Genomic DNA, 15974 nt, shown 5'->3' with positions numbered 1-15974 from the left:
TCTTCCAGACCAATATAGGACCAGTTGGCGATCCTTCACAACGGTTTGAACGAGCCCAGACGGGGCTGCGATCAACTTTCTGTCGGCATCCTTAAAGTCATGCGGTTCGGTCGAACAACGCGATTACCTGCTCGGCCGTTGCACGGCGCAAGGGGAGGATCCCACTGTCCGTGTGACGGCTCGGATGGACGCGGTTGGTGAGCAGCGACCAGGCGAGGCCACGCTCGAAATCGAGCCATAGACCGGTGCCCGTGAAGCCCGTGTGACCGATAGTGTCTGAGGAGCAGGAATCGCCCCCGTGCCAGCCCGGATGGAAGCCCTCCCATCCGACCGTGCGCTTCTCCGATTCGCGCGTGCGGATGGCCTTGATGGATTCGGGCGAAAGGACTGAGCCGTCGAGAAGCGAATGGGCGAAATCGAGCACGCCGTCGATGGTGCCGAACAGTCCCGCATGGCCCGAGGCGCCGCCGAGGGCGAAAGCGTTCTCGTCATGCACCTCGCCGCGGACGATGCGTCCGCGCCACGTGTCCTTCTCGGTCGCGGCGCACAGCTTCGGGTCCGGCCGGAAGGAGAAACGCTCGGGCAGGGGCTGGTCGATCAGCGCCTGTCCGGTGATGCGCTCGATGGCGATGCCGAGCAGCATGAAGTTGATGTCGGAATAGACCGGAGGTCCGCTTTGCCAGACGCGCTGCAGGATGAAGGCGCGCAGGGTATTCGGGTCCTGACCGTAGGTGTAGAGCGGCTCGACGGCGGGCAGATGCGTCTGATGCGCGAGGCATTGGCGGAAGGTGAGCCGCCGCTCCGCCGCGTTCACGTCGTATTGGCGTAGGTCGGGAATGACCGTCACGAGCGGATCGTCGAGCGCGATCCGGCCCGCTTCCACCAGATGCAGGATGCGTGTCGTGGTGAAGATGACCTTGGTGAGGGACGCGAGGTCGAACCATGTTTCACGGGAAACATCGTGGCGCTCCGGCTCGATCTGCGCGTGGCCTGCCCATTGCACGGCCCGCTCGCCGTCGGCCGTGACGAGGCCGAGCACGGCGCCGGGGATCCTGCCGTCGCGAACGGACGCGGCGGCGGGCGCGAAGGCCCGGTCGATCAGGGACGTCAGAGCCATGATGCGTTCACGCCGCGCGGTTCAGTTCACCGCCGGGCATGGGATGCGGCACGCCCGTCGTGGTGGGAAGGCTGAGCGGCAGGCCGAGGGTGGAGCGCACGGCCAGATAGCCGAAGGCCTGCGCCTCCAGGAAATCGCCGTCCCATCCCACAGCCTCGACCGGGGCGACGGGCACGCCGAGTTCCGCGTGCAGGCGCTTCATGAAATGCGCGTTGCGCCGTCCGCCGCCGGTGACGAGCCAGCGTTGCGGCGCGCGGGGAACGTGGCGCAGGGACGCGATGACGGACTGGATCGTGAACTCCGCCAGGGTCGCGGCGCCATCCGCGTCGGACAAGGCCTCCACGCCCTTGGCGCGGGCATGAAAATCCTGACGATCGAGGGATTTCGGGGCCGGGCGGTCGAAGAACGGATTGAGCATGAACTCCATGACGAGCTTCGCATCCGCCCGGCCCGAGGCCGCGAGCTGTCCGTTCTCGTCGAAGCTCAGGCCCCGGCGGCGCAGGATGAAATCGTCGAGGAGCGCGCTCGCCGGGCCGGTGTCGAAGGCAATCACCGTATCGTGGTCGATATAGGTGACGTTTCCGACGCCGCCGAGATTGAGGATCATGAGAGGCTGGGCAAGCCCGCTCGCCAGGGCCCGGTGATAGAGCGGCACGAAGGGCGCGCCTTCGCCGCCCGAGGCCACGTCCGCATGGCGGAAGCGGTGGACCGTGTCGATGCCGAGCGTCGCCGCGACCCGGTCGCCGAGGCCGAGCTGGCGCGTGAAGCGCACCTCCGGCCGGTGATAGACGGTCTGACCGTGAAAGCCGATCAGGCTTACGTCGCCGGAGGCGATGCCGGTTTCCGACATGAAGCGCCGGATCGCCGCGATATGCGCGTCCGTCACCGCCCGTTCGAGCTCCTCGAGCGGCTCGCTCTGCGCCCGCTCCGGCTGGGCGATGAGCGCCTGGAGGGTTTTTCTCAGATCGTCCGGATAGGAGAAGGTCCGTCCCGGTCCCGGGTTCACGACGGTGTCGCCGTCCGTGTCCACGACGGACACGTCGATGCCGTCCATGGACGTGCCGCTGATCACGCCGATGGCTTTGACGAGGGGACGTTGCGACATGGGGGCTCCGGGATGCTCTGAATGACCGCCCGACCATAGCACAGGCGCTGAACTGGTCCAGAGTGGTATGAGATTGGACCATGACAGGCTCCCGCCGATGGCCTATAAATCCCCGGCGGCTTCCAAGGGAGAAAAGACGCATGGTCAGGTCAGCACTGCGCAGCGCAATCGGTGCAGGTTTCATGGTGGCGGCGATGGCCTCCGCCTCGGCTCAGGTTCTGGAGATCGGAGCGGATAACGGCCCCACGGGTCTCGATCCGCATCTCATCACGGCTTTCCCGAGCTTCATGGTGGTGAACGGCAACATCTACGAGGGCCTCACGGCCGTCGACAAGGACCTGAAGATCGTCCCGGGTCTGGCCGAATCCTGGACCGCCGCGCCGGACGGCAAGGGCTATACCTTCAAGCTGCGCCAGGGCGTGAAATTCCATGACGGCTCCGCCATGGAGGCCAAGGACGTGGTCGCTTCGCTCAACCGTGTGCTGAGCAAGGACATCGCCTCGCCGCTCGCGAGCCGCCTCTCGGCGATTGAGAGCGCCAACGCGGTCGATCCCACGACCGTGGAGCTGAAGCTGAAGGAGCCGTCAGCCGCGCTCCTGAGCTCGCTTGCCACCATCGCTATCGTGCCGGGCAGCATGGAGGCGAACAAGGACGCCCTGCAGAAGGCGCCCGTCGGCACCGGCCCCTTCAAGTTCCAGGAATGGCAGCCCAACGGCTTCATCCTTCTCACGAAGAACGAGGCCTATTGGGACAAGGGCATGCCGAAGCTCGCAGGCCTCAAGTTCAACATCGTGCCCGAATCGGCGACCCGCCAGGTCGGCCTGACCAACGGCCAATACGCACTCCTGCCCAACATCGACGCGGCCACGGCCCTGCAGCTCAAGGGCAAGCCGAACGTGAAGCTCTCCGAGACCATGGATCTCGCCTACACGCTCATCGGCATGAACGTGTCGAAGCCCCCCTTCGACAATCCGAAGGTGCGCGAGGCCGTGAACTACGCCATCAACCGCCAGGAGATCGTCGACGCGGCGCTCTTCGGCGCCGGCGTTCCCGGCGGCCCGCTGTCGCCGGCCCTGAAGAACTGGGCGCTCGATGTGAGCAAGTTCGCCTGCTACAAGCCCGATCCTGCAAAGGCGCAGGCGCTGTTGAAGGAAGCGGGCGTCGCCACGCCGGTTTCCGTCACCATGAAGGTCCTGCCGCGCCAGGACATCAAGGACATCGCCCAGGTGGTGCAGGAGCAGCTGAACAAGGCGGGCTTCAAGGTCGAGCTCGTCAACCAGGAGCAGGGCCAGTTCATCCAGGATTGGCGCAACAGCAACTTCGACCTGTTCGCCTCGATCAATGCCGGCCAGCCCGATCCGGACGATTACTTCTATCGCACGTTCCGCACCGGCGGCTCGACCAACGTGTTCAAGTATTCGGACGCTGAGATCGACGGGCTGCTCGATCAGGCGCGCACCCAGCAGGACCAGGCCGCGCGCAAAGCCGCCTACGACAAGGTGCAGCAGAAGCTCGCCTGCTCGGGTCCGGTGGCGCACCTGACCTACGGCACCCTGTTCTCGGCCATGAACAGCAAGCTGCAGGGCTTCGAGACGATGCCGAACCGCTCGCTCCTGATGCTGCGCAACGCATCCTACTGATCCATCCGCCATCATCCCGGCGCCGCCTTCGCGCGGCGCCGGGATCTTTGTTTGAAGAGAGCCCGTCCGCATGAACCGCGTCCTGCTCGCACGCCTCATCGACCTCGTCATCGTCCTTTTCGGCGTGTCGATCATCGTGTTCCTGATGATCCGGATGATCCCCGGCGACGCGGTGGCGATCATGCTGGGCGCGAACACCGAGATCACCCCCGAGCGCATGGCGGAGCTGAACCGCCGCGTCGGGCTCGACCGTCCGATTGTCGAGCAATACCTGCTCTGGGCCGGATCCGCGCTTCGCGGCGATTTCGGCACCTCGCTCTGGACTGGCCGTCCGGTCTCGACCGAAATCCTCCTGCACCTGTGGCCGACGCTGGAGCTCACCTTTCTCGCGCTCCTCGTCGGGGCGGTTCTCGCCGTGCCGGTTGGCTGCCTGATGGCGCAGACCCGCGGCGGCGCGGCCGATGTGGCCATGCGCGTCTCCGCCATCGCGGGCCTGACGATTCCCTCCTTCTGGCTCGGCATCGTGCTCATCCTGCTCCTCTCCGCCTGGGCGCCAGGCTTCGCGTCGCTCGGCTACGTGCCGTTCTCGGAGGATCCCGTCGGCAATCTCCAGCGCATGATGCTGCCCGCCTTCGCCCTGGCGCTGCCGATCCTCGCCAATCTCTCGCGCCTCGTGCGCTCGGCCATGCTCGACGCGCTGGGGCAGGATTACGTGCGCACCGCCCGCGCCAAGGGCCTGCCGGAGCGCCGCGTGGTCTACAAGCACGCCCTGCGCAATGCGCTGATCCCGTTTCTCACCAGCGTGGGCATCATGACCGGCTATCTGCTCGGCGGCGCCATCGTGGTCGAGCAGGTCTTCGCCATCCCGGGGCTCGGCCGCCTGATCCTCGGCGCCATCGCCGAGCGCAATTATCCGCTGATCCAGGCCACCATCCTGGTGGTGACGGCAGGCTTCGTGTTCGTGAACTTTCTCGTCGACTTCCTCTACATCGTCGTCGATCCGCGCGTGAGGGCCTGAGCCGTGAAGCAACTGGCCAAGAACAAGCTTCTCGCCTTCGCCGTCGTCCTGGTGGCGATCCAGCTCATCCTCGCCCTCGGGGCGCCGCTCTTCGCGCCCTATGATCCCATGGCGCAGAGCGTCGCGCGGCGCCTGCGCCCGCCCTCCTGGCTCAACTGGTTCGGCACGGATCAGCTCGGCCGGGACGTGCTGACGCGCATCCTCTACGGCTACCGCACCTCGCTCATCGCCTGCCTGATCGCGGTCGGCATCGCGCTCTTCGCCGGCGGCGCGCTCGGCCTCATCGCTGCGTATTACCGCGGCTGGCTCGACCGCATCATCATGCGCGTCATGGACGTGCTCTTCGCCTTCCCGGTGATGCTGCTCGCCATCGGCATCATCGCCGTTCTGGGTCCGCACACCTACAGTGCGGCCGCCGCCATCGCGGTGGTCTACACGCCGATCTTCGCACGCCTCCTGCGCGGCCCGGCGCTCGTCCTGTGCGAGAGCGAATACGTGGCGGGCGCGAAAGCCATCGGGGCCTCGGATGCTCGCATCATCTTCCTGCACATCCTGCCGAACCTCGCCTCCGTCATCCTGGTCCAGACGAGCCTTCTGCTGTCAGCCGCCATCCTGGTCGAGGCCTCACTGTCGTTCCTCGGCCTCGGCACGCAGCCGCCGACGCCGTCGCTCGGCCTGATGCTGTCGGAAGGCCGCAACTTCCTCATGCTCTCGCCCTGGAGCGCGATCTTCGCCGGCTTCGCGATCCTGTTCCTGTCCTTCGGGTTCAATCTTCTGGGCGATGCCCTGCGCGATACGCTCGATCCGCGCCTGCGGGGCCAATCGTGATCGTGCGACCGGCTAGGCCTGAGGACACCCCGGCCCTGTCGGCCATCGCCGAGCGATCCTACCGGACCGCTTTCGCGGACATCCTGGAGCAGGACGTGCTCGCAGGCCGCGACGCCGCCTTCTTCGCCGAGCGGTTCACCGCCTCGTGGCCGCGCATGCTGGTCGCGCTCGCCGATGGCGGCCCGGCTGGGTTCCTGCTCATGACCGATGGCCATATCGACATGCTGTTCATGGATCCCAATGCGAGTGGTAAAGGCGGCGGTGCGCTCCTGCTGCGCGAGGCGGAAGAACGCGGCGCAAGAAGACTCGAATGCTTCCGCGACAACCATGCCGCGCGCCGGTTCTACGAGCGCTACGGCTGGCGGGTGTCCCGGGAATACGAGCGGGAATTCGCGGGCCGCAGCCGCAGCTTCGTTCTCTATGAGAAAAGCTGATCTACAGTCGGCACCAAGGCCACTTACATTCACTCACCTCATCCTGAGGAGGCGCGTAGCGCCGTCTCGAAGGAGCATCCAGTGCTCTCTGGAACCTCCTTCGAGACGGATTGCTCGCGCAATCCTCCTCAGGATGAGGGTGGAGGTAAGTTCTAGCGTTTGTTAGAGCGAAATGACTCGTCCCGTGCGCACGGCCTCGTCGGCGGCGAGGACGATGCGCAGCGAGCGGACGGCGTCGTTCATGTGATCCGTCAGGTCCAGGTCCTCGCGGATCGCCCGTAGGAGGAAGCGCTGCTCGCGCTCGCAGAGGGCGTCGTGGTCGGGCTCGTCCGTGGTGCTGATGCGCTCGTCGGCTTTCGCGAAGCTGCCATCGTCCTTGAGCGCCGCGTGGTGCAGCAGGATCTGGTTGGTCTTGGTATGCGCGTTGACGTCGTCCGAGCGGATCCCGCCGGCCGTCTCGGCCATGACGATGCTCACGCTGCCCTTCGGGCCGATCACGTCCTTCACGAAATAGGCCGTCTCGCTCATCATCGGGCCCCATCCGGCCTCGTACCAGCCGACCGAACCGTCGTCGAAGGTCACGTGGAGGTGCCCGTAATTGTACATGCCGGCCGGCATGTCGTCTGTCAGGCGCGTGCCGACGCCATGGACCTGCACGGGCTTCGCCTTCGTGATCTGGCACATCACGTCCACGTAATGCACGCCGCAATCGACGATGGGGGAGAGGGATTGCAGCAGGCGCTTGTGCGCCTCCCAGGCCGTCCCGCTCGATTGCTGATTGAGGTTCATGCGGAACACGTGGGGCGTGCCCAGCGTCCTGGCAATCTCGATGAACCTGATCCAGGAGGGATGGTGGCGAAGGATGTAGCCGATGACGAGCTTGCGTCCTGTTCGCATCGCCGTCTCAACCACGCGTTCCGCATCCGCGACATTATCGGCGAGCGGCTTCTCCACGAAGACATGCGCGCCCGCCTCCATGGCACGGATGGCATAGGGCGCATGGGTGTCGGACCAGGTGTTGATCGACACGACGTCAGGTTTCACGGCCTCAAGGGCTTCCTCGAAATCGGAAAAACGCGGTGCGCCCTGCAAGGCGGCCGGAAGGTCCAGGCCATCGATATTGCGCGTGCAGAGCCCCGCAATCTCGTAGCCGTCGATCCGGCTGTAGGCGAGGGCATGGGACAGGCCCATGTTCCCGAGCCCGACCACGAGAACCCGTTGTGCGCTCATCGAAAGAATCCCGTTCAGTTGCTGTTGCCGCCGATCCAAGTCTGCCGCACCTGTAGGCTCTCGTCGAGGAGGACGAGGTCGGCGCGATAGCCCGGCGCAATGCGGCCCAGTTCGTGATCGAGGCGCAGGAACCGGGCGGGGATCAGCGAGGCCATGCGCAGCACGTCCGGCAGGCCGAGGCCCAGCCGCTTCACGCTGTTGCGCACGGCGCCCGCCATGTCGAGATCGGAGCCCGCGAGCGTTCCATCCTGCGTGGTGAGCCGGCCGTCGCGGCGGTAGATCGTGCGGCCGTGCAGGTCGAAGCTGGTGAGATCCGTGCCGGTCACCGACATGGCGTCGGTCACGAGCATCATGTGCTCGGTCCCCTTGGCCGCGACGGCGACCCGCAATGCCGCATCGCTCACATGGTGCCCGTCGACGATGAGGCCGCACCAGGTGTCCGGGCTGTCGAGCGCCGCGCCCACCGGGCCCGGATCGCGCCCGGCGAGTGGCGGCATGGCGTTGTAGAGATGGGTGAAGCCGCGCAGGCCGTGGCGCGCGGCTTCCATGATCGTCGCATAGTCGCTCGCCGTGTGGCCGGCGCAGACCAGCACGCCCGCCGCGGCGAGGCGCGCGATCGCCTCCATGCCGGTGCGCTCGGGCGCCAGCGTCACGAGGGTGCGGCCCTCGGTGAGCGAGGTCAGGATTGCGATGTCCTCCTCCTCCATCGGGCGGATGAAGGCGGGGTTGTGCACGCCCTTGCGCTCGGGGCTGATGAAGGGCCCCTCGAGATGGATGCCGAGCACGCCGGGCACGCGCGCGGCCAGGGCCTGGCGCATCGCCTCCACGGCTTCGGCCATGGTCTCGCGGGTGTCGGTGATGAAGGTCGGCAGAAGGCCCGTGGTGCCGTAGGCGCGGTGCGCCTCGGCAATGGTCCGGATGCCGTCGGGGCTGCGCACGTCGTTGTAGAGCACGCCGCCGCCGCCATTGACCTGCACGTCGATGAAGCCGGGCGCGAGCAGCCCCTCGATCCGGCGACGCTCGATCCCGGCGCCCAGGTCCTGCGCAGGCGGCAGGTCGAGGATGCGGCCGTTCTCGATCACGACGGCGCGGCCGTCGAGCATGTGCGCGCCGTCGAAGACGCGGGCTCCCACGAGGGCGATGGGCATCAGACGGTCTCCGTCACCTTGCGCAGGCGCGGCGGGCTGTCGGGATTGCGGCCGCGCGCCAGCGCAATGGCATTCACGAGGGGATAGAAGCTCTGGATGAGCGCGATGGGGGCGAGATAGGGATGCGCCTCGATGCCCGGCAGGGCGACGCTGGCGCGGCCCTCGGCGGCCCCGGCCACGATCACGGGCACGCCCTGCTCGTCGAGCTTCGTCACGAGATCGTTGACGCCGCTCAGGGTCTCGTCGCGCTGGCTGAGCACCAGGATCGGGAAGTGATCGCCCGCGAGCGTCCACGGGCCGTGCATCAGCTCGGCGGCGCTCATCGCCTCGGCGTGCACGCCGGAGGTCTCCTTGAGCTTGAGGGCGGCTTCCTGCGCGACGGCGAAGCCCACGCCGCGCCCCACGACGAACAGGTTGTCGGCGTCGGAAAGCGCAGGCAGCGCCGCCGACCAATCGGTGGCGGCGGCCTTCGCGAGCACGTCCGGCAAGGTGTCGAGCGCGGCCAGAAGCTCCTGATCCTGCGACCAATGCGCGACGAGCTGCAAGCCGGCGGCGAGCGCCGCGATGAAGGATTTGGTGGCCGCGACGCTCTTCTCGGCACCGGCATGGAGCGGCAGCACCACTTCGCAAGTGGAGGCGAGAGGCGAGGTCGTGTCGTTGACCAGCGCCACCGTCAGGGCGCCGTCGTCGCGACCGGCCTGGGCGAGGTTGAGGATGTCGGGGCTGCGGCCCGATTGGGACACGGCGAGGAACAGCGCGTCGCGCATGCGCGGGCGCGCCTCGTAGACGGAGGTCACGGACGGGCCGACTGAGGCGGTGACGAGGCCGGAATGAATCTCGAGCAGGTATTTGACGAAGGTCGCCGCGTTGTCCGAGCTGCCGCGCGCGCAGGTGACGGCGAAAGGCGGCGGCGAGGCGCGCAGGCGCTCGCCGAGCTCGCGGCACAGGGGCGCGTTGCTCTCGAGCAGGCGCGCCACGACCTGCGGCGCCTCCTGCGCCTCGCGCAGCATGGCGGTCGGGGAAGAAGCATTCATGTCAGGTATCATCATTGTGCATCCGTTCGGGCTGGCTGATGGTCAGCTCGGCCACGAAATCATAGGCATCGCCCCGGTAGTAGGACGAGGTGAACTCGACGACTTCGCCCGTGGCGGTGAACGAGCGACGTTCGATGTAGAGCGCGGGACTCCGAGGCGCAACGCCCAGCAGCGAGGCCTGTTCCTCGTTCAGGAGAACCGCATGCAGGCGCTGCAGGGCGCGGGTCGGCATGAAGCCGTGCTCGTGCAGCACCGCATAGAGTGACTGCTTGACGAGGGAGGGATCGGGCAGGACCTTCGAGGGAATGACCGCGTTCTCGATCGCCATGGGAATGCCGTTGGCGAGGCGCAGGCGGTTGACGCGGCTGACGAGGTCGCCCGGCGAGAGGCCGAGCGCCATCAGCTCGTCCGTGGAGGCCGGCCCGGTCGAGCGGCTCAGCATCACGGCCGAGGAGTTCAGACCCCGGGCCGACATGTCGTCCGTGAAGCTCGACAGGCGGGACAGGGGCTGTTCGAGGCGCATCTGCGGGGCGATGAAGGTGCCCGAACCCCAGCGCTGGACGAGCACGCCCTTCTGCACCAGGCCGGTGATGGCCTTGCGCACCGTGACGCGCGAAATGCCGAGCTGCTTGGCGAGGTCCCGCTCGCCCGGCAGCGCCGCGTCGGCCTTGAGGGCTCCCTTGCGGACAGCCTCCTCGATGGATTGCTGGAGCTGGAGATAGAGCGGCGTGGGATTGCCTTCGTCCAGGGGCACGAAGGCGAGCGGTTCGCTGGATTGCTCGTTCATGGCCGCGGCTCCCCGAGAGCCATACGGGCGAGCAGGATGGCCCCGTCGAGCGCGTCGACCATGGGGTCCGCGAGGGTGCGCTGCACGGGCGGCGACAGCCAGGGGCGGAGCGGCTCCGACAACCCGCCGAACAGACAGATCGCGGGAGCCCCGAGATCGAGGAGGCGCATGCCGATCGCACTCAATCCAGCGGCCGCGTCCTCGATGATGGCGATGCCGAGAGGGTCGCGCCGTTCCGCGTGCTGCAGGACGAGCGGCGCGTAGCGTCCGTAATCGGCCGGGCGGGCTTTTCCGACCCAATCGACCAGGATCTCGAGGTCGTTCTTGAACTCGGCCAGCACCGCATCGGAGAGCGGCGTCGCGGCGATGCGGCCGTCATGGGCCCAGATGCAGCGGCGCAGCAACTCGCGCCCGATGGCGGCGCCGCTGCCCTCGTCGGAAATCTCGTAGCCCCAGCCGCCGACGTAATGGCACTGGCCGCTGGTGCCGCCATAGCCGCAGGAGCCCGTGCCGACGATCAGGATGGCGCCGTCGCCGCCCTTGAAGGCGCCGAGCCAGGCCGTGTGGGCGTCGGTCTCGATCTCGAAGGACGCGAAGGGATGCGGGCGCGTCAGAAGGCGCTCGACCGCGCTGGTCTGCCCGGCGCCGGCCGCCCCCATGCCTGCATGGATGCGCCCGAGATCGCTCTCCTGGAGTCCCGCCTGCGCGAGCGCCTCGCGGCAGGCAGTCAGGAGCGAGGTCCAGACCAGTTCGGGTTCGAGCCGGATGTTGGACGGGCCGCCAGTTCCCTCGCCCAGAAGCGTTCCCTTCGCATCGCGCAGCCGCGCCCGGCACTTGGTGCCGCCGCCGTCAATGCCGAGGAACAGAAGGTCGGTCATGCAGGGGGATCTCGGAAAGGATCTTACGGACAGGCACCATGCCACTTAATGTCCAGTTCGGGAAGAGGCGCCGGGATGGAAACTCCAGTCGCGTTGTCCACAGCTCTGACGGTGGTCATCGGACAAGAGGGTGAAGCGTCGAAATAAGAGCGCCGGCAAATTGTACGCGGCGTCCACAAAGAGGAGTTGTCTTTGAATTTTGCCGATACCAATATGAGGTCACTTGTCCAAAGGGCTTTCCGGTGGAACAGTCAGGCTGGTCCGTCGAAAAGCATAAGAATGCAATAAAACCGGCACGGGACAATCAGAGGGCCATCATCATCGAGGGCGTCAGGAGCGCCTCTCGGTCACGGAGGACGAAGACGATGACGAAACTCCACTCGAAAGCTTTCCTGCGTCGCGCAGGACGGCTGCTCGCGGGCGCCTCGGTGGCCGCGTCGGCCCTTGCTTTCGCCCATGCCGCGTCGGCCCAGACGCTCACCATCGAGAGCTGGCGCAACGACGACGCGGATGTCTGGAACACCAAGATCATTCCGGCCTTCAACAAGAAGCACCCCGACATCAAGGTACAGTTCAAGGCCGATCCGCCGACTGAATACAATGCCGCCCTCAACGCGCGTCTCGCCGGCGGCACGGCGGGCGACCTCATCACCTGCCGTCCGTTCGACGCCTCCCTCGACCTGTTCAAGAAGGGCAACCTGGTCTCCGTCAACGACGTGAAGGGCATCGAGAACTTTTCCGACGTGGCCAAGAGCGCCTGGTCCACGGACGACGGCAAGACCACCTTCTGCATGCCGATGGCCTCGGTGATCCACGGCTTCGTCTTCAACAAGGAAATCTTCGACGAACTGAAGCTCACGCCGCCCAAGACCATGGCCGAGTTCCACGCGGTGCTCGACAAGATCAAGGCCGACGGCAAATACACGCCGATCGCCATGGGCACGGCCGATCAATGGGAGGCCGCCACCATGGGCTTCCAGAACATCGGCGTGAACTACTGGAAGGGCGAGGAGGGCCGCAAGGCGCTCATCGAGGGCAAGCAGAAATTCACCGATCCGGCCTATGTGGACGTGTTCAAGGAACTGGCGAGTTGGGCGCCCTATATGGGCGACGGTTACAAGTCGCAGAAATATCCCGACACGCAGAACCTGTTCACGCTCGGCCGCGCGGCGATCTATCCGGCCGGCTCCTGGGACGTGCCGATCTTCCGCAAGCAGGCCGACTTCCAGTTCGACGCCTTCGCGCCGCCGGTCGTGAAGGACGGCGACAAGTGCTACATCAGCGACCACACGGACATCGCGATCGGCATCAACGCCAAGTCTAAGAACATGGATGCGGCCAAGACCTTCCTGTCGTGGGTGGCCTCACCTGAATTCGCCGACATCTACGCCAACGAGCTGCCGGGCTTCTTCCCGCTCTCCAAGGCGAAGGTCGAGGTGAAGGACCCGGTCGCTGCGAAGTTCGTCGGCTGGCGCGGCACCTGCGAGAGCTCGATCCGCAACTCCTATCAGATCCTGTCGCGCGGCACGCCGAACCTCGAGAACGAGCTTTGGAACGTGAGCGCCCAGGTGATGAACGGCAGCATGAAGCCGGAAGAGGCCGCCAAGAAGGCCGAGGACGGCCTCGCCAGCTGGTACGAGCCGCACAAGAAGTAAGCGCCGACGCGCGACGGGGCGGGCCGCTTCCCAAAAGCGGCCCGCCTTTCCTTCTCCTTCGGCCCGGAGCAGCATGACCGATCTCACGGCTTCACAGGTTCAGTCGACGGACGCGGTGCGGGCCCGGTCGCGCTTTCCGGTCCATATCGCGGTCTTTCTCGCGCCGGCGGTGGCGATCTACACGCTGTTCTCGATCTATCCGCTGATCGATACGATCCGCCTGAGCCTCTACGCGGGTGACGAGACCGGTCTGCGCAGCTTCGTGGGCCTGCAGAACTTTCGAACCCTCCTGGCGGACCCCAACTGGTCGGGCCAGTTCTGGAACGCGCTGCGCAACAACCTGATCTTCTTCGCCATCCACATGGTGGTGCAGAACGGCATCGGCCTCGGGCTTGCCATGCTGCTCAGCCTGCCGCGGCTCACCGGCGGCAGCGTCTATCGCACGCTCATCTTCCTGCCGACCATGCTGTCCGTGGTCATCATCGGCTTCATCTGGCAGCTCATCCTCAATCCGCTCTGGGGCATCGCGCCGAGCCTTCTCGACGCCGTGGGCCTGAGAAGCCTCTTCGGCCCCTGGCTCGGCCAGGAATCGACGGCGCTGCTCACGGTCTCGCTCATCTCGGTCTGGCAGTTCGTCGGCATTCCCATGATGCTCATCTATGCGGCGCTTTTGAACATTCCCGACGACCTGCTGGATGCCGCGACCGTCGACGGGGCGGGGCCTTTCAGCGTGTTCTGGTTCGTGCGCCTGCCGCTCATCCTGCCGACGCTCGGCGTGGTGTCGATCCTGACCTTCGTGGCCAACTTCAACGCGTTCGACCTGATCTACGCGATCAAGGGCGCGCTCGCGGGACCGAACTTCTCCACCGACATTCTCGGCACGTTCTTCTACCGCACCTTCTTCGGCTTCCAGCTCCAGGTCGGCAGCCCGACCATGGGGGCCGCAGTGGCGACCGCCATGCTCGTCATCATCCTGATCGGCGTGCTGATCTATCTCTTCGGCGTGCAGCGGCGGCTGCAGCGGCATACGTTCTGAGGGCGCCATGGGACCAACCGTCAGAGGAACGACCGCCAGACCTGGCCGCATCGCCGTCCACATCGCCCTGATCCTCTACACGATCCTGGCGCTCGGCCCGATCCTCCTCATCCTGGTCAACGCCTTCAAGACGCGGCGCGCGATCTTCGCCGATCCGCTCGGGCTGCCCAACGGCCAGACCTTCACGACCATCGGGTTCGACAGGGTTTTCGCCAACGCGGATTTCGGGCTCTATTTCTTCAACAGCATGACGGTGACCCTGGTCTCCCTCGTGCTGATCGTGCTCATCGGCGCCATGGCCGCCTGGGCGCTGACGGAATACAGGTTCCCCGGCAACACCCTGCTCAGCCTCTATCTCGCCATCGGCATCATGGTGCCGATCCGCCTCGGCAGCGTCAGCATCCTGCGCATGATGGTGGAGCTGAACCTCGTCAACACGCTTACGGCGCTGATCCTCGTCTATGTGGCGCAAGGCTTGCCGCTCGCCATCCTGATCCTCGGCGAGTTCATCCAGCAGATCCCGAAGGACCTGCGCGATGCGGCCCGATGCGACGGGGTGAGCGAGTACCGGATCTTCTTCAGCATCATCCTGCCGCTCATCAGCCCGGCCATCGCGACGGTCGCCGTGTTCACCATGGTGCCGGTCTGGAACGATCTCTGGTTCCCGCTGATCCTGGCACCTGGCGACGGCAAGCAGACGATCACCCTGGGCGTGCAGCAATTCATCGGCCAGTACGTGACGGACTGGAATGCCGTTCTCGCCTCGCTCACCCTGGCGATCGCGCCCGTGCTCGTCCTTTATCTCGTCTTCTCGCGTTATCTCGTGCGCGGCCTCACGGCCGGCGCGGTGAAGTGACGGCTCATGGTTGGAATTGATCGCGATGGCTGAAGTTTCCCTGCACAAGGTTGCCAAGTCCTTCGGCGTGACGGAGATCCTGCGCGACATCGATCTCTCGGTCGAGGACGGGGAATTCGTCGTTTTCGTCGGCCCGTCCGGCTGCGGCAAGTCCACCCTGCTGCGCATCATCGCCGGCCTCGAGACGGTGAGCGGCGGCGAGATCAGGATCGACAGCCGGCGCGTGAACGAGCTGCCGCCGGCGGATCGCAAGATCGCCATGGTGTTCCAGTCCTATGCGCTCTACCCGCATATGAACGTCTACAAGAACATGGCCTTCGGGCTGAAATTCGCCAAGACGGACAAGGCCGAGGCGGACCGGCGCGTGCGGCAGGCGGCGGAGATCCTGAAGCTTACGCCGCTCCTCGACCGCAAGCCCCGGGAACTCTCGGGCGGCCAGCGCCAGCGCGTCGCCATCGGCCGGGCCATCGTGCGCAACCCGAGCGTCTTTCTCTTCGACGAGCCGCTGTCGAATCTCGATGCGGCGCTGCGCGTCAACACGCGCCTCGAGATCGCCAAGCTGCATCGCGACCTCGGCGCCACGATGATCTACGTCACCCACGACCAGGTGGAGGCGATGACGCTCGCGTCCAAGATCGTGGTGATGAACCACGGCCGGATCGAGCAGGTCGGCGCGCCGCTGGAGCTCTACCGGTCTCCCCGCAACCTGTTCGTCGCGGGCTTCATCGGCTCGCCGCGGATGAACTTCATCAAGGGGCAGGTCCTGCGCATGGAGGGCCCTCGCGCCACCATCGGGTTCGCCGGAACGGAAGCATTGGTGGATGTGAGACCCGGCAGCCTGTCGGCGGGCGACCCCGTGACCATCGGCATCCGGCCCGAGCACATGGAAGTGGGTGGAGCCGACACGGCCTCGCTGCGCGGCACCATCGACGCGGTCGAGCAGCTCGGCGAGTCGAGCTATGTCTATATGAGGCTCGCGAGCGGCGACGACGTGATCGTCCGCGCCCCGGGCGAAACCGACGCGGCGCCCGGCGGCTCCTACACGGCCCACGTGCCGCGCCGCGCGCTGCATGTGTTCGATGCGGCGGGTGTGTCGGTGCTCGCCGGGCGGGGGTGAGGTCCATTCCGCTAAAGGATGCCATACATAGCCCTCATCCTTGTAACTTGAGTGGCGCCTTGTCTGGTAAAGATGAGGTTGCGGTGGCGGG

At 66.2% G+C, this 15974-nt stretch carries 15 protein-coding genes; 8 read left to right on the top strand and 7 right to left on the bottom strand.

Annotated features, from left to right (window positions below):
* Positions 1-97: 97 nt before the first annotated feature.
* Positions 98-1117: a serine hydrolase domain-containing protein gene (locus OC446_RS10950; RefSeq protein WP_262029064.1), complete on the bottom strand. Its 1020-nt coding sequence runs from the start codon at positions 1115-1117 to the stop codon at positions 98-100.
* 7 nt (positions 1118-1124) lie between these two features.
* Entirely contained in the window at positions 1125-2222 is a 1098-nt protein-coding gene (locus OC446_RS10945; protein ID WP_262029063.1) for an anhydro-N-acetylmuramic acid kinase, read from the bottom strand.
* Positions 2223-2362: 140 nt separating this feature from the next.
* Here OC446_RS10945 and OC446_RS10940 point away from each other — a divergent pair, with 140 nt between their 5' ends.
* The 4 genes from OC446_RS10940 (at position 2363) to OC446_RS10925 (ending at position 6142) form a co-directional block, all read left to right on the top strand.
* Entirely contained in the window at positions 2363-3862 is a 1500-nt protein-coding gene (locus OC446_RS10940; RefSeq protein WP_262029062.1) for an ABC transporter substrate-binding protein, read from the top strand.
* A gap of 70 nt (positions 3863-3932) precedes the next feature.
* The gene (locus OC446_RS10935) at positions 3933-4880 is read left to right on the top strand and encodes an ABC transporter permease (protein ID WP_262029061.1); all 948 of its coding nucleotides are present in this window, start codon (positions 3933-3935) and stop codon (positions 4878-4880) included.
* Between the two features lie 3 nt (positions 4881-4883).
* Positions 4884-5708 carry an ABC transporter permease gene (locus OC446_RS10930; protein WP_262029060.1) on the top strand — a complete coding sequence of 275 codons (825 nt, stop codon included), beginning with the start codon at positions 4884-4886 and terminating at the stop codon, positions 5706-5708.
* Positions 5705-6142: a GNAT family N-acetyltransferase gene (locus OC446_RS10925; protein ID WP_262029059.1), complete on the top strand. Its 438-nt coding sequence runs from the start codon at positions 5705-5707 to the stop codon at positions 6140-6142. The genes OC446_RS10930 and OC446_RS10925 overlap by 4 nt, the downstream gene beginning before the upstream one ends.
* A gap of 162 nt (positions 6143-6304) precedes the next feature.
* Here the strand turns inward: OC446_RS10925 and OC446_RS10920 are convergent, their stop codons facing one another.
* Genes OC446_RS10920 through OC446_RS10900 form a run of 5 tightly spaced genes read right to left on the bottom strand, consistent with a single transcriptional unit; the run spans position 6305 to position 11219 of the window.
* Positions 6305-7372 (bottom strand): Gfo/Idh/MocA family protein, encoded by a 1068-nt coding sequence (locus tag OC446_RS10920; RefSeq protein ID WP_262029058.1) that lies wholly within the window; start codon positions 7370-7372, stop codon positions 6305-6307.
* A gap of 14 nt (positions 7373-7386) precedes the next feature.
* Entirely contained in the window at positions 7387-8520 is a 1134-nt protein-coding gene (gene nagA, locus OC446_RS10915) for an N-acetylglucosamine-6-phosphate deacetylase (RefSeq protein ID WP_262029057.1), read from the bottom strand.
* Complete coding sequence (locus OC446_RS10910) at positions 8520-9554, bottom strand: SIS domain-containing protein (RefSeq protein WP_262029056.1); 1035 nt, start codon at positions 9552-9554, stop codon at positions 8520-8522. Before OC446_RS10910 ends, nagA begins: the two co-directional genes overlap by 1 nt.
* 1 nt (position 9555) lies before the next feature.
* Entirely contained in the window at positions 9556-10341 is a 786-nt protein-coding gene (locus OC446_RS10905) for a GntR family transcriptional regulator (protein ID WP_262029055.1), read from the bottom strand.
* Positions 10338-11219, bottom strand: a complete 882-nt coding sequence (locus OC446_RS10900) for a BadF/BadG/BcrA/BcrD ATPase family protein (RefSeq protein ID WP_262029054.1) — start codon at positions 11217-11219, stop codon at positions 10338-10340. Before OC446_RS10900 ends, OC446_RS10905 begins: the two co-directional genes overlap by 4 nt.
* Before the next feature lie 365 nt (positions 11220-11584).
* Between OC446_RS10900 and OC446_RS10895 the strand changes: the two genes are divergently transcribed.
* The 4 genes from OC446_RS10895 (at position 11585) to OC446_RS10880 (ending at position 15883) form a co-directional block, all read left to right on the top strand.
* Positions 11585-12874, top strand: a complete 1290-nt coding sequence (locus OC446_RS10895) for an ABC transporter substrate-binding protein (protein ID WP_262029053.1) — start codon at positions 11585-11587, stop codon at positions 12872-12874.
* A 73-nt stretch (positions 12875-12947) separates the two neighbouring features.
* Complete coding sequence (locus OC446_RS10890; protein ID WP_262029052.1) at positions 12948-13910, top strand: carbohydrate ABC transporter permease; 963 nt, start codon at positions 12948-12950, stop codon at positions 13908-13910.
* Between the two features lie 7 nt (positions 13911-13917).
* Entirely contained in the window at positions 13918-14766 is an 849-nt protein-coding gene (locus tag OC446_RS10885) for a carbohydrate ABC transporter permease (RefSeq protein ID WP_262029051.1), read from the top strand.
* 25 nt (positions 14767-14791) lie between these two features.
* Positions 14792-15883: an ABC transporter ATP-binding protein gene (locus OC446_RS10880; RefSeq protein WP_262029050.1), complete on the top strand. Its 1092-nt coding sequence runs from the start codon at positions 14792-14794 to the stop codon at positions 15881-15883.
* Positions 15884-15974: the final 91 nt, after the last annotated feature.

It is taken from the genome of Microvirga sp. Mcv34, assembly GCF_024519725.1.
Lineage (GTDB): Bacteria > Pseudomonadota > Alphaproteobacteria > Rhizobiales > Beijerinckiaceae > Microvirga.
The sequence above is the reverse complement of the archived record's forward strand: the minus strand, read 5'-3'. Positions and strand labels throughout refer to the sequence as shown.